The 15522-nt window shown below is 44.4% G+C and carries 8 protein-coding genes, 2 tRNA genes and 3 rRNA genes; 12 read left to right on the plus strand and 1 reads right to left on the minus strand.

Annotation, left to right across the window (positions count from 1 at the left end):
• From dnaA to rrf, 12 genes are all read left to right on the plus strand, one after another.
• Positions 1–1341, plus strand: coding sequence for a chromosomal replication initiator protein DnaA (gene dnaA, locus MKY83_RS00005; RefSeq protein ID WP_003214781.1), 1341 nt, complete (start codon positions 1–3; stop codon positions 1339–1341).
• Positions 1342–1537: 196 nt separating this feature from the next.
• Positions 1538–2674 carry a DNA polymerase III subunit beta gene (gene dnaN, locus MKY83_RS00010; protein WP_044139028.1) on the plus strand — a complete coding sequence of 379 codons (1137 nt, stop codon included), beginning with the start codon at positions 1538–1540 and terminating at the stop codon, positions 2672–2674.
• 150 nt (positions 2675–2824) lie between these two features.
• Entirely contained in the window at positions 2825–3040 is a 216-nt protein-coding gene (yaaA, locus tag MKY83_RS00015) for a S4 domain-containing protein YaaA (RefSeq protein WP_003215257.1), read from the plus strand.
• A gap of 16 nt (positions 3041–3056) precedes the next feature.
• A complete protein-coding gene (gene recF / locus MKY83_RS00020) occupies positions 3057–4169 on the plus strand; it encodes a DNA replication/repair protein RecF (protein ID WP_044139026.1) in 1113 nt (370 codons plus the stop codon).
• A 17-nt stretch (positions 4170–4186) separates the two neighbouring features.
• Positions 4187–4432 (plus strand): extracellular matrix/biofilm biosynthesis regulator RemA family protein, encoded by a 246-nt coding sequence (locus MKY83_RS00025; protein ID WP_041815080.1) that lies wholly within the window; start codon positions 4187–4189, stop codon positions 4430–4432.
• A 57-nt stretch (positions 4433–4489) separates the two neighbouring features.
• Positions 4490–6406, plus strand: coding sequence for a DNA topoisomerase (ATP-hydrolyzing) subunit B (gyrB, locus tag MKY83_RS00030; RefSeq protein WP_044139139.1), 1917 nt, complete (start codon positions 4490–4492; stop codon positions 6404–6406).
• A gap of 230 nt (positions 6407–6636) precedes the next feature.
• A complete protein-coding gene (gyrA, locus tag MKY83_RS00035) occupies positions 6637–9138 on the plus strand; it encodes a DNA gyrase subunit A (RefSeq protein WP_342487634.1) in 2502 nt (833 codons plus the stop codon).
• Between the two features lie 365 nt (positions 9139–9503).
• Positions 9504–11052, plus strand: a 16S ribosomal RNA gene (locus MKY83_RS00040).
• A 95-nt stretch (positions 11053–11147) separates the two neighbouring features.
• A tRNA-Ile gene (locus MKY83_RS00045) sits at positions 11148–11224 on the plus strand.
• 14 nt (positions 11225–11238) lie between these two features.
• Positions 11239–11314 (plus strand) — tRNA-Ala (locus MKY83_RS00050).
• A gap of 98 nt (positions 11315–11412) precedes the next feature.
• Positions 11413–14343 (plus strand): 23S ribosomal RNA (locus MKY83_RS00055).
• A 61-nt stretch (positions 14344–14404) separates the two neighbouring features.
• A 5S ribosomal RNA gene (gene rrf / locus MKY83_RS00060) occupies positions 14405–14520 on the plus strand.
• The 16S, 23S and 5S rRNA genes sit together here with 2 tRNA genes alongside, the layout of an rRNA operon.
• A gap of 41 nt (positions 14521–14561) precedes the next feature.
• Here the strand turns inward: rrf and MKY83_RS00065 are convergent.
• On the minus strand, positions 14562–15500 hold the full coding sequence (locus MKY83_RS00065; protein WP_342487636.1) for a YaaC family protein: 939 nt from the start codon (positions 15498–15500) through the stop codon (positions 14562–14564).
• Positions 15501–15522 lie beyond the last annotated feature (22 nt).

Consider the following 15522-nt stretch of genomic DNA (forward strand, 5'->3'; position numbering starts at 1 on the left):
ATGGAAAATATTTTGGATCTCTGGAATAAAGCACTTCAAAAAATAGAGACAAAGTTGAGCAAACCCAGTTTTGAGACATGGATGAAATCGACAAAAGCCCATTCTCTTCAAGGTGATACGCTCACAATTACGGCACCTAATGAATTTGCTAGAGACTGGCTGGAATCAAGATATCTTCACTTAATTGCTGATACCATCTACGAACTGACAGGTGAAGAGCTCAGCATTAAATTTATCATTCCTCAAAATCAAGATGAAGTGGAAGCTATGCCAAAGTCTCCAATTAAAAAAATGTCTAAAGAAGATCCCGTCGATATTCCACAAAATATGCTGAATCCAAAATATACATTTGATACTTTTGTTATTGGTTCAGGCAACCGATTTGCGCATGCCGCTTCACTTGCAGTTGCGGAAGCACCAGCAAAAGCATATAATCCGCTCTTTATTTATGGGGGCGTTGGTTTAGGAAAGACTCACTTGATGCATGCGATTGGTCATTATGTCATCGACCATAATCCATCAGCCAAAGTGGTCTATCTATCATCTGAAAAATTTACAAATGAATTTATCAACTCAATCCGAGACAACAAAGCTGTCGATTTCCGTAATCGCTATCGGAATGTCGATGTGCTTTTGATAGATGATATTCAATTTTTAGCAGGAAAAGAACAAACACAAGAAGAGTTTTTCCATACATTCAACACACTTCACGAAGAAAGTAAGCAAATCGTCATTTCTAGTGATCGGCCGCCGAAAGAAATTCCGACACTTGAAGACAGATTACGCTCTCGATTCGAATGGGGCTTAATCACAGACATTACCCCGCCAGATTTAGAAACACGTATTGCAATTTTACGAAAAAAAGCAAAAGCAGAAGGCTTAGACATTCCAAATGAAGTCATGCTTTATATTGCCAATCAAATCGACAGCAATATTCGTGAACTGGAGGGTGCTTTGATTCGTGTCGTTGCTTACTCTTCTTTAATTAATAAAGACATCAATGCGGATCTAGCAGCTGAGGCGCTAAAGGACATCATTCCTTCGTCGAAGCCAAGGATCATTACAATTAAAGATATTCAAAGAATTGTAGGGCAGCAATTTAATATTCGTTTAGAGGATTTCAAAGCGAAGAAACGTACGAAGTCAGTTGCTTATCCAAGACAAATTGCCATGTATCTCTCTAGAGAAATGACCGATTCCTCTCTGCCTAAAATAGGAGAAGAATTTGGAGGTCGTGATCATACGACTGTCATTCATGCTCATGAGAAGATTTCGAAATTAATCGTTGAAGATGAACAGCTTCAGCAGCATGTGAAAGAAATAAAAGAACAATTGAAATAACCTAGCTGATATAATAAGTACGGGAAAATGTGAATAACTAGAGCATAGTCATACACAGTCTGTCCACATGTGGATAGGCTGTCTTTCCTTTCTTTTTACCGACTTATCCACATATTCACAAGCCCTACTATTACTTCTACGATTTTTATTAATAAAATATATATACATGTCATTAAGAAAATTTAGGAGGACCACTATGAAATTCACGATTCAAAAAGATCGTCTTGTCGAAAGTGTCCAAGATGTATTAAAGGCCGTATCCTCTAGAACAACGATACCTATTTTGACAGGGATAAAAATTGTTGCATCTGATGAGGGGGTTTCTCTCACAGGAAGTGACTCCGATATCTCAATTGAATCCTTTATTTCTCTAAGAGATGGAGATTTAGAAGTGATCACGATTGATCGTCCAGGGAGTATTGTGCTTCAGGCCCGCTTCTTTAGTGAAATTGTGAAGAAACTGCCAATGGCTACTGTCGAAATTGAAGTAGAACAAAATCACCTCACCATCATCCGTTCTGGTTCAGCGGAATTTAACTTAAACGGCTTAGATGCTGAGGAATATCCGCATCTTCCGCAAATTGAAGAGCATCATGCATTTCAAATTCCGACAGACCTGCTTAAAAACTTAATTCGTCAAACCGTTTTTGCAGTGTCCACCTCAGAAACACGACCTATCTTGACAGGTGTAAACTGGAGGGTAGAAAAAGGTGAATTAATATGCACAGCGACGGATAGCCACCGTCTTGCTTTAAGAAAAGCAAAGTTGGATATTGACGAGGAAAGCTCATACAATGTCGTGATTCCAGGGAAAAGTTTAACAGAGTTAAGTAGAATCCTTGATGACGGACAAGATCTTGTGAGCATCGTAATTACAGAAACGCAAGTTCTCTTTAAAGCACAAAACGTGTTGTTCTTCTCAAGATTGCTGGATGGTAATTATCCAGATACAGCTCGCCTGATCCCGCAGGAAAGTAAAACGGATGTCGTGGTCAACACGAAGGAATTCCTTCAAGCCATTGATCGTGCATCACTTTTGGCAAGAGAAGGGCGCAATAACGTCGTAAAGCTGTCAGCTGATCCTGAACAAAGCCTTGAGATTTCTTCTAATTCACCTGAAATTGGTAAAGTAGTCGAAACGGTTCAAGCAGATGACATTAAAGGGGAGGACCTCAAAATCTCCTTCAGTCCAAAATATATGCTAGATGCGTTAAAAGTATTAGAGGGAACTGAAATTCATGTAAGCTTCACTGGAGCCATGAGACCGTTCCTATTGCGCACGCCAAATGATGATTCAATCTTGCAGTTGATTCTTCCAGTCAGAACATATTAATTCAATCTAAAATAGCTGCTGTGAGAGTGCACAGCAGCTTTTCTTCTCGTTTACCATGCTTTCTTTCATCCCAGTTCGCTTTCCCCCTTTCCTTCTTGTCTTGTTTTTTAGTACAATTAGATATTAGTGATATTGAAAGAGGTCGATACAATGCCTAATCTTATAACCATTGAGAAAGAAATGATTACATTAGGGCAATTTTTGAAATTAGCCGAAGTCATCCAATCTGGCGGAATGGCGAAATGGTTTTTAAGTGAACATGAGGTGTTCATTAATCAAGAGCCAGATAATAGACGGGGACGCAAACTATACCCAGGAGATGTTGTCGAGATAGAAGGTTATGGCACATTTCAAGTTGTGAATTAGAAACGGGTGACAATACATGTACATTCAAAGTCTGGCGTTAACTTCATACCGAAACTATGAACACACCGAGCTTCAATTCGACAACAAGGTGAATGTCATGATCGGTGAGAATGCCCAAGGTAAAACGAACTTGATGGAAGCGATCTATGTATTGTCGATGGCAAAGTCGCATCGTACGTCAAATGATAAAGAACTTATCCGATGGGACCAAGACTATGCTAAAATAGAAGGTAGAGTCATCAAAAAAAATGGTCCACTCCCTATGCAGCTCGTGATTTCAAAAAAAGGGAAAAGGGGCAAGGTCAATCACATTGAACAACAGAAGCTCAGTCATTATGTTGGTGCGTTAAACACCATCATGTTTGCACCAGAGGACTTAAGTCTTGTAAAGGGCAGCCCGCAAATCCGCAGAAGATTTCTCGATATGGAGATTGGACAAGTTTCTGCTGTCTACTTGCATGATTTATCGCTCTATCAAAAAATTCTCTCTCAGCGGAATCATTACTTGAAACAATTGCAGACAAGAAAGCAAAAGGATCAAGCGATGCTGGAGGTTTTAACAGAGCAGTTGATTGATGCGGCAGCGAAAGTTGTCAAAAGACGACTGACTTTTACGAAACAGCTCGAGAAATGGGCGCAGCCGTTGCATTTTGGCATTTCTAGAGAGCTAGAAACACTCACGCTCCAATACCACACGGCGATAGAGGTATCAGAAGCGTCAGACTTGTCGAAAATAAAGAATAGCTATGAAGAATCGTTTCAGAAACTAAGAGACAGAGAAATAGACCGAGGAGTGACGCTGTGGGGACCTCACAGAGATGACCTTCTTTTCTTTGTGAATGGTCGGGATGTTCAGACATATGGCTCTCAAGGGCAGCAAAGAACAACAGCTCTTTCACTAAAGCTGGCAGAAATCGACTTGATACACGAAGAGATTGGAGAATATCCCATTCTTCTACTCGATGATGTTTTATCTGAACTTGATGATTACAGACAGTCTCATTTGCTCCATACCATTCAGGGACGTGTACAGACCTTCGTCACCACAACAAGTGTTGAAGGCATCGATCACGCCACCTTGAAAGAAGCGGAAATTTTCAGAGTAGCCAGTGGAAAAGTAATTGACTGATAAATGAGGTGTGGGTCTTGTATATTCATTTAGGTGATGATTGTGTTGTTTCTACACGAGAGATTGTCGCAATTGTTGATTACAAAATGAGGTCGTCTTCTGTTGTAGAAGAGTTTCTCCAAAAACAAGAAGGACAAATCATTTCGTTATCACAAGGGACACCCAAATCCATCGTCGTCACAACTAAATCTGTTTATTACTCTCCTCTTTCCTCAAGCACGCTCAAAAAACGTGCTTCATTTGTGATTGAAATTGAAGTCTAAAAGCTCAATTCATATAAATATATCGTTTAAGAAAAGTGTAGGTGAATGTACGTGGCAATGGAACAGCAACATAATAGTTATGATGAAAATCAGATACAGGTGCTTGAAGGACTAGAAGCTGTTAGAAAACGTCCAGGAATGTACATTGGGTCAACCAGTGCAAAAGGACTTCACCATCTTGTATGGGAAATTGTCGACAACAGTATTGATGAGGCTTTAGCTGGATATTGCACAGATATTACGGTGCAAATTGAAAAGGATAATAGCATTACAGTGAAAGATAATGGCCGCGGAATTCCTGTTGGGATTCATGAGAAAATGGGACGTCCTGCTGTAGAGGTTATTATGACTGTTCTTCACGCTGGCGGTAAATTTGACGGCAGCGGTTATAAAGTATCTGGCGGTCTGCATGGCGTAGGGGCATCTGTTGTTAATGCGTTATCTACGACCTTAGACGTGACCGTATATCGTGATGGGAAAATTCATTATCAACAATTCAAACGCGGTGTTCCAGTTGGAGATTTAGAGATCATTGGTGAAACAGATGTTACAGGGACAACCACTCATTTTGTGCCAGATACAGAAATTTTTACTGAAACCATTGAATTTGATTACGACACACTTGCCAACCGTGTACGTGAGTTAGCTTTCTTAACAAAAGGTGTCAACATCGTTATTGAAGATTTACGTGAGGGGAAAGAACGACGAAATGAATACTGCTATGAAGGCGGTATTAAGAGCTATGTAGAACATTTAAATCGCTCAAAAGAAGTCGTTCATGAAGAACCCGTTTACATTGAAGGTGAAAAAGATGGAATCACGGTTGAAGTGGCATTACAATATAACGATTCCTATACAAGCAACATCTATTCCTTCGCCAACAATATCAACACGTATGAAGGCGGAACACACGAAGCAGGCTTTAAAACAGGGCTGACGCGTGTCATCAATGATTATGCTCGTAAAAATGGCGTATTCAAAGATGGAGACTCGAATTTGAGCGGTGAAGATGTGCGAGAAGGCTTAACAGCCATTATCTCCATCAAACATCCAAATCCTCAATTCGAAGGACAAACGAAGACAAAGCTTGGGAACTCAGAAGCAAGAACCATTACCGACTCCCTTTTCTCTGAAGCACTTGAGAAATTCCTCTTAGAGAACCCTGATGCAGCAAAGAAAATTGTGGAGAAAGGCGTGATGGCAGCTCGTGCAAGAATGGCTGCCAAAAAGGCACGTGAGCTGACAAGACGTAAAAGTGCACTGGAAGTCTCCAGCTTACCAGGGAAACTGGCGGACTGTTCTTCTAAAGACCCTTCCATCTCTGAACTTTATATCGTAGAGGGAGATTCTGCGGGCGGATCTGCTAAGCAAGGCCGTGATCGTCACTTCCAAGCGATCTTACCGTTAAGAGGGAAGATCTTAAACGTTGAAAAAGCGCGACTAGATAAAATTCTATCGAACAACGAAGTTCGTTCTATGATTACAGCGTTAGGAACTGGAATCGGTGAAGACTTCACTTTAGAGAAAGCTCGCTATCACAAAGTTGTGATCATGACGGATGCGGATGTCGATGGTGCCCATATTCGCACGCTGCTCTTAACGTTCTTCTATCGCTACATGCGTGAAATCATTGAAAACGGTTATGTGTATATTGCGCAGCCACCTTTATTTAAAGTGCAGCAAGGTAAACGTGTTGAGTATGTGTATAACGATAAACAGCTAGATGAGCTGCTAAAGACATTGCCTCAAACACCAAAACCTGGACTTCAGCGCTATAAAGGTCTTGGAGAAATGAACGCAACTCAGCTTTGGGAAACAACAATGGATCCTGATGCGAGAACACTTCTTCAAGTGACGCTTGAGGATGCGATTGATGCTGATGAGACATTTGAAATGTTGATGGGAGATAAAGTAGAACCGAGACGAAACTTTATCGAAGAAAATGCACAATACGTGAAAAATCTTGATATTTAGATAGGTCCCCTTGAGAACAACCTTATTTCTTGTTTGGAATAAGGTTGTTTTTCAAGATTTAGGCCTGTGAAACGAATGTCCTGGTTTTCTATGTTTCGTTGATTTTCTAGTAAATTAATGTGTATAAAGCAGAGATTATTGATATAATGAAGAATAGTCTTGTGAAGATAAATACATATTTTACTCCCACATAATTTATTTCATGTGATACGTAAAGGGAGGTTCTTATAGTGAGTGAACAACATACACCAAATGTACGCGAAGTGAATATCAGCCAAGAAATGCGTACGTCCTTTTTAGATTATGCAATGAGTGTGATTGTGTCGCGTGCATTACCAGATGTGCGTGACGGATTAAAGCCCGTGCATCGAAGAATTTTGTATGCGATGAATGACCTAGGTATGACAAGTGATAAACCATTTAAGAAATCTGCACGTATCGTCGGGGAAGTTATCGGTAAGTATCACCCTCACGGTGACAGCGCTGTATACGAAGCGATGGTTCGTATGGCGCAAGACTTCAACTATCGTTATATGTTAGTAGATGGTCATGGAAACTTTGGTTCAGTCGATGGAGACGGAGCAGCGGCGATGCGTTATACCGAGGCGCGTCTATCGAAGATTTCTATGGAAATCCTCCGTGATATCACTAAGGATACCATTGATTATCAAGATAACTATGACGGCAGTGAAAGAGAGCCAATGGTGATGCCTGCAAGATTCCCGAACTTATTGGTCAACGGAGCGACAGGAATTGCTGTAGGAATGGCGACCAATATTCCGCCACACCAATTAGGTGAAGTGATTGATGGGGTATTGGCTATCAGTCAAAACCCTGAAATGACCACACAGGAACTTATGGATATCATCCCAGGCCCAGATTTCCCAACAGCAGGTCAAATCATTGGCCGAAGTGGTATTCGGAAGGCGTATGAGACAGGGCGCGGCTCTATCACATTAAGAGCAAAATCGGATATTGAGGAAACATCTAGTGGTAAACAGCGCATTGTTATCAATGAGATCCCTTACCAAGTCAACAAAGCCCGTTTAATTGAAAAAATTGCTGATCTTGTGCGTGATAAAAAGATTGATGGCATTACAGATTTGCGCGATGAATCAGATCGTAATGGTATGCGTATTGTCATTGAACTGCGTAGAGATGCAAACGTTCATGTTCTATTAAACAATCTTTATAAACAAACGACACTTCAAACGTCTTTTGGTATCAACTTATTAGCACTTGTTGATGGACAGCCGAAAGTCTTGTCCCTCAAACAATGTCTTGAGTATTATCTAGAGCATCAAAAAGTGATCATTCGCAGAAGAACAGCGTATGAGCTGCGTAAAGCAGAAGCAAGAGCACACATTTTAGAAGGTCTGAGAATTGCACTTGATCACTTAGATGAAGTCATTGCTTTAATTAGAGGCTCTCAAACTGCAGAAATTGCGAGAAATGGTTTGATGGAAAACTATAGCTTGTCTGAAAAACAGGCACAGGCCATTCTTGATATGCGACTTCAGCGTTTGACTGGTCTAGAACGAGAAAAGATAGAAGATGAATATAAAGGACTTGTTGATTTGATTGCTGAATTAAAAGCCATCCTAGCAGACAATGAGAAAGTACTTGAAATCATTAGAGAAGAATTAATAGAAATCAAAGAGCGCTTCAATGATACGCGCCGTACTGAAATTGTGACAGCGGGTATTGAAACAATTGAAGACGAAGATTTGATTCCTGTTGAGAACATCGTGATTACGCTGACGCATAATGGTTATATCAAGCGTCTCCCTGCATCAACATACCGCAGTCAAAAAAGAGGCGGTAAAGGTGTCCAAGGAATGGGGACCAACGAGGATGATTTCGTTGAACAACTGATCTCAACATCGACCCACGATACAATCCTCTTCTTCTCCAATAAAGGGAAGGTCTATCGTGCGAAAGGGTATGAGATTCCTGAATTCGGACGGACAGCGAAAGGGATTCCGATTATTAACCTTCTTGAAGTAGAAAAAGGAGAGTGGATTAACGCCATTATCCCAGTAAGCGAATTTGATGAAGATTCGTACCTCTTCTTTACAACAAGACACGGTGTATCGAAACGAACAACATTGTCTCAGTTTGCAAACATTCGAAACAATGGTCTTATTGCTCTGAGCCTGCGTGACGAAGATGAACTGATGGCCGTTCGTTTAACCAATGGAGAAAAACAAATCATCATTGGGACGAAAAAGGGGATGCTGATTCGTTTCGCCGAGACAGATGTTCGTGAAATGGGACGTACGGCAGCTGGGGTCAAAGGGATCACACTTTCTGATGATGACATCGTCGTTGGAATGGAAATCCTTGAGCCAGATGCAAACGTATTGATCGTAACTGAAAGAGGTTATGGTAAATTAACGCCTGAAAAAGAATATCGTGTTCAAACTCGAGGCGGTAAAGGTCTTAAAACATGCAAGATCACTGACAACAATGGTCCGCTTATCACAGTGAAGGCGACCAATGCTGAAGCTGAAGAAGACTTGATGATTATTACAGGGAGCGGTGTCATCATTCGTATGGCCGTTTCAGACATTTCGACAACAGGCCGTGTCACTCAAGGTGTCCGCCTAATCCGTCTTGGTGATGAGGAACATGTCGCAACAGTGGCATTAGTTGAACAATCACAAGAAGACGATGAAGATAATGAAGAGAACGTAGAAAATATAGAGTCAGATCAAGAGCAATCTGAGTAAAATAAAGCCGGTTCTTCACCGGCTTTATTTTTTTTGAAAAAACATCACTTTTTTTGAAATTTATAATGCTTTTTTCATAGATATGTGTTAATCTTTCAAAGGAGCAAAAAGAGGCTCTATTTTTTATCTCATTCCCCAGTAAAAACTTCTTAGAAAAACAAAATGTTTTTTAAGAAAAATGTTGACTGTTGATAGAGATATATGATATATTTAAGTGGTCGCTTTAAGAGAGTGACACACAAGTTCTTTGAAAACTAAACAAGACAAAACGTACCTGTTAATTCGAGTTTTTATAAAAAAATCCTATGAAACATCATAGGTAGTCAGTCAAACGCTGACGAAAAACAAAACTTCGGTTTTGTACTTTTTCGGAGAGTTTGATCCTGGCTCAGGACGAACGCTGGCGGCGTGCCTAATACATGCAAGTCGAGCGAACAGAAGGGAGCTTGCTCCCGGATGTTAGCGGCGGACGGGTGAGTAACACGTGGGTAACCTGCCTGTAAGACTGGGATAACTCCGGGAAACCGGAGCTAATACCGGATAGTTCCTTGAACCGCATGGTTCAAGGATGAAAGACGGTTTCGGCTGTCACTTACAGATGGACCCGCGGCGCATTAGCTAGTTGGTGGGGTAATGGCTCACCAAGGCGACGATGCGTAGCCGACCTGAGAGGGTGATCGGCCACACTGGGACTGAGACACGGCCCAGACTCCTACGGGAGGCAGCAGTAGGGAATCTTCCGCAATGGACGAAAGTCTGACGGAGCAACGCCGCGTGAGTGATGAAGGTTTTCGGATCGTAAAGCTCTGTTGTTAGGGAAGAACAAGTGCGAGAGTAACTGCTCGCACCTTGACGGTACCTAACCAGAAAGCCACGGCTAACTACGTGCCAGCAGCCGCGGTAATACGTAGGTGGCAAGCGTTGTCCGGAATTATTGGGCGTAAAGGGCTCGCAGGCGGTTTCTTAAGTCTGATGTGAAAGCCCCCGGCTCAACCGGGGAGGGTCATTGGAAACTGGGAAACTTGAGTGCAGAAGAGGAGAGTGGAATTCCACGTGTAGCGGTGAAATGCGTAGAGATGTGGAGGAACACCAGTGGCGAAGGCGACTCTCTGGTCTGTAACTGACGCTGAGGAGCGAAAGCGTGGGGAGCGAACAGGATTAGATACCCTGGTAGTCCACGCCGTAAACGATGAGTGCTAAGTGTTAGGGGGTTTCCGCCCCTTAGTGCTGCAGCTAACGCATTAAGCACTCCGCCTGGGGAGTACGGTCGCAAGACTGAAACTCAAAGGAATTGACGGGGGCCCGCACAAGCGGTGGAGCATGTGGTTTAATTCGAAGCAACGCGAAGAACCTTACCAGGTCTTGACATCCTCTGACAACCCTAGAGATAGGGCTTTCCCTTCGGGGACAGAGTGACAGGTGGTGCATGGTTGTCGTCAGCTCGTGTCGTGAGATGTTGGGTTAAGTCCCGCAACGAGCGCAACCCTTGATCTTAGTTGCCAGCATTTAGTTGGGCACTCTAAGGTGACTGCCGGTGACAAACCGGAGGAAGGTGGGGATGACGTCAAATCATCATGCCCCTTATGACCTGGGCTACACACGTGCTACAATGGACAGAACAAAGGGCTGCGAGACCGCAAGGTTTAGCCAATCCCATAAATCTGTTCTCAGTTCGGATCGCAGTCTGCAACTCGACTGCGTGAAGCTGGAATCGCTAGTAATCGCGGATCAGCATGCCGCGGTGAATACGTTCCCGGGCCTTGTACACACCGCCCGTCACACCACGAGAGTTTGTAACACCCGAAGTCGGTGAGGTAACCTTTATGGAGCCAGCCGCCGAAGGTGGGACAGATGATTGGGGTGAAGTCGTAACAAGGTAGCCGTATCGGAAGGTGCGGCTGGATCACCTCCTTTCTAAGGATATATGGAGCAGTGTGCGTTTTCGTCTTGTTTAGTTTTGAAGGAACTTGCAAAAGATCCTACAACATCATATCTTCGATATGAAAGATGGGCCTGTAGCTCAGCTGGTTAGAGCGCACGCCTGATAAGCGTGAGGTCGGTGGTTCGAGTCCACTCAGGCCCACCATCTTCTATTAAATCGGGGCCTTAGCTCAGCTGGGAGAGCGCCTGCCTTGCACGCAGGAGGTCAGCGGTTCGATCCCGCTAGGCTCCACCAACGTGTTCTTTGAAAACTAGATAACAATAAGTAATACATTCACATTGAATGCAATGCAAAGTTCATCACACATAGTGATTCTTTCTAAAGTAAGAAATGGTTAAGTTAGAAAGGGCGCACGGTGGATGCCTTGGCACTAGGAGCCGATGAAGGACGGGACGAACACCGATATGCTTCGGGGAGCTGTAAGCAAGCTTTGATCCGGAGATTTCCGAATGGGGAAACCCACTGCTCGTAATGGAGTAGTATCCATACTTGAATACATAGAGTATGAGAAGGCATACCCGGGGAACTGAAACATCTAAGTACCCGGAGGAAGAGAAAGCAAATGCGATTCCCTGAGTAGCGGCGAGCGAAACGGGAACAGCCCAAACCAAGAGGCTTGCCTCTTGGGGTTGTAGGACACTCTATACGGAGTTACAAAGGAACGATATAAGCGAAGAGGTCTGGAAAGGCCCGCCAAAGAAGGTAACAGCCCTGTAACTGAAATGTTGTTCTCTCCAGAGTGGATCCTGAGTACGGCGGAACACGTGAAATTCCGTCGGAATCCGGGAGGACCATCTCCCAAGGCTAAATACTCCCTAGTGACCGATAGTGAACCAGTACCGTGAGGGAAAGGTGAAAAGCACCCCGGAAGGGGAGTGAAATAGATCCTGAAACCGTGTGCCTACAAGTAGTCAGAGCCCGTTAAAGGGTGATGGCGTGCCTTTTGTAGAATGAACCGGCGAGTTACGATCCCGTGCAAGGTTAAGCAGAAGATGCGGAGCCGCAGCGAAAGCGAGTCTGAATAGGGCGCATGAGTACGTGGTCGTAGACCCGAAACCAGGTGATCTACCCATGTCCAGGGTGAAGTTCAGGTAACACTGAATGGAGGCCCGAACCCACGCACGTTGAAAAGTGCGGGGATGAGGTGTGGGTAGGGGTGAAATGCCAATCGAACCTGGAGATAGCTGGTTCTCTCCGAAATAGCTTTAGGGCTAGCCTCAAGGTAAGAGTCTCGGAGGTAGAGCACTGATTGGACTAGGGGCCCCTACCGGGTTACCGAATTCAGTCAAACTCCGAATGCCGATGACTTATCCTTGGGAGTCAGACTGCGAGTGATAAGATCCGTAGTCGAAAGGGAAACAGCCCAGACCGCCAGCTAAGGTCCCAAAGTATACGTTAAGTGGAAAAGGATGTGGAGTTGCTTAGACAACCAGGATGTTGGCTTAGAAGCAGCCACCATTTAAAGAGTGCGTAATAGCTCACTGGTCGAGTGACTCTGCGCCGAAAATGTACCGGGGCTAAACGTATCACCGAAGCTGCGGACTGTTCTTACGAACAGTGGTAGGAGAGCGTTCTAAGTGCTGTGAAGTCAGACCGGAAGGACTGGTGGAGCGCTTAGAAGTGAGAATGCCGGTATGAGTAGCGAAAGACGGGTGAGAATCCCGTCCACCGAATGCCTAAGGTTTCCTGAGGAAGGCTCGTCCGCTCAGGGTTAGTCGGGACCTAAGCCGAGGCCGAAAGGCGTAGGCGATGGACAACAGGTTGATATTCCTGTACCACCTCCTCACCATTTGAGCAATGGGGGGACGCAGGAGGATAGGGTAAGCGCGGTATTGGATATCCGCGTCCAAGCAGTTAGGCTGGGAAATAGGCAAATCCGTTTCCCGTGAAGGCTGAGCTGTGATGGCGAGCGAAATTTAGTAGCGAAGTTCCTGATTCCACACTGCCAAGAAAAGCCTCTAGCGAGGTGAGAGGTGCCCGTACCGCAAACCGACACAGGTAGGCGAGGAGAGAATCCTAAGGTGATCGAGAGAACTCTCGTTAAGGAACTCGGCAAAATGACCCCGTAACTTCGGGAGAAGGGGTGCTTCTTAGGGTGTTAAAGCCCCGAGAAGCCGCAGTGAATAGGCCCAGGCGACTGTTTAGCAAAAACACAGGTCTCTGCGAAGCCGTAAGGCGAAGTATAGGGGCTGACGCCTGCCCGGTGCTGGAAGGTTAAGAGGAGCGCTTAGCGTAAGCGAAGGTGCGAATTGAAGCCCCAGTAAACGGCGGCCGTAACTATAACGGTCCTAAGGTAGCGAAATTCCTTGTCGGGTAAGTTCCGACCCGCACGAAAGGCGCAACGATCTGGGCACTGTCTCAACGAGAGACTCGGTGAAATTATAGTACCTGTGAAGATGCAGGTTACCCGCGACAGGACGGAAAGACCCCGTGGAGCTTTACTGCAGCCTGATATTGAATGTTGGTACAGCTTGTACAGGATAGGTAGGAGCCTTGGAAACCGGAGCGCTAGCTTCGGTGGAGGCATCGGTGGGATACTACCCTGGCTGTATTGACCTTCTAACCCGCTGCCCTTATCGGGCAGGGAGACAGTGTCAGGTGGGCAGTTTGACTGGGGCGGTCGCCTCCTAAAATGTAACGGAGGCGCCCAAAGGTTCCCTCAGAATGGTTGGAAATCATTCGCAGAGTGTAAAGGCACAAGGGAGCTTGACTGCGAGACCTACAAGTCGAGCAGGGACGAAAGTCGGGCTTAGTGATCCGGTGGTTCCGCATGGAAGGGCCATCGCTCAACGGATAAAAGCTACCCCGGGGATAACAGGCTTATCTCCCCCAAGAGTCCACATCGACGGGGAGGTTTGGCACCTCGATGTCGGCTCATCGCATCCTGGGGCTGTAGTCGGTCCCAAGGGTTGGGCTGTTCGCCCATTAAAGCGGTACGCGAGCTGGGTTCAGAACGTCGTGAGACAGTTCGGTCCCTATCCGTCGCGGGCGCAGGAAATTTGAGAGGAGCTGTCCTTAGTACGAGAGGACCGGGATGGACGCACCGCTGGTGTACCAGTTGTTCTGCCAAGGGCATCGCTGGGTAGCTATGTGCGGACGGGATAAGTGCTGAAAGCATCTAAGCATGAAGCCCCCCTCAAGATGAGATTTCCCATTCCGCAAGGAAGTAAGATCCCTGAAAGATGATCAGGTTGATAGGTCTGAGGTGGAAGCGTGGTGACACGTGGAGCTGACAGATACTAATAGATCGAGGACTTAACCTATATTCTAATGTGAAGCTTGAACATTGTTATCTAGTTTTGAGAGAACATTCTCTCCATCAGGTTTGGTGGCGATAGCGAAGAGGTCACACCCGTTCCCATACCGAACACGGAAGTTAAGCTCTTCAGCGCCGATGGTAGTTGGGGGTCTCCCCCTGTGAGAGTAGGACGCCGCCAAGCTTTTCTAAGGATCAGTTCCATTTGGAACTGGTCTTTTTTGTTTATTCTTCTAACAGCATCATGATATAAGCTGGGAACTTCTCTTCGGCAATCTCCATGTAGCGCTCAATCATGACATAATCATCACTAATGTATTGAGACAGCAGCTCGTACCACCATTCAGTTTCGTAGCGGGCAATCATACTGAGATTATACATTAATAAGTAATGGCTGATAATCTCAGGAATCCCTAAAAATGAATCACGCGTTGACGGAATATACCATTGATCCATTTCTAAATCATAATGAAGATGAGTAGCGAGCGCTGGGTTTTCTTCTAGAGATACATCAAACGTCAGCTTTTTTGCTTCTCTCTGTTTGAGTTTCCAACTTGTATGAAACTCAAAGTATTCAATAAAACGTTCAGCAGACATGTTATAAAGCAATGGAATATGATCTTGAATCATCATCCCATTGGCCTTTTCCACTTTAACTAATGTCGAGGGCTGCTTTTGAAACTCCAGAATATGACTCATTTCAGGTATCTTTGAAAGGAGATGAATCATCGTAAATCGCTCATCTTCAAGGCCATTTAATTGAAATAAATGCTTTAACACATGCATGCATAGTCCATTTCGCTGAATTTTTACTTCATCTTCACTAAAACGGTAGTGCTGCTTCTTTCTCTTTCTCGATGTTACGCCATGGGCCAAAACAGAGGTTTGAGAAGGATAGTGAGGATCAACTGTCAGTAAACATGCCTTTAGCAACTGAGCCATTCCATAAAATAATAAAATGGGCTTCAGTTCTAGTGGGGCGATAGCTGCCTGTTCATAGAACGTATGGCCATGCTTTAAAAAATAAATAAACCGTTCACAGTTTTTATAGGCTTGCTGGTTTGCATCTTGAATGTTCCGTTCCTCATATTGTTGATATAGAAACTTTTGGGAAGTTTCAAGTGAGTAAAAACGTTTTAAATCCTTCCATCCTGAACTTTTCATCTTCTTCCTCAACTCTCTTTAT

The organism is Bacillus sp. FSL M8-0266 (assembly GCF_038613425.1).
Classification (GTDB): Bacteria; Bacillota; Bacilli; order Bacillales; family Bacillaceae; genus Bacillus; species Bacillus pumilus.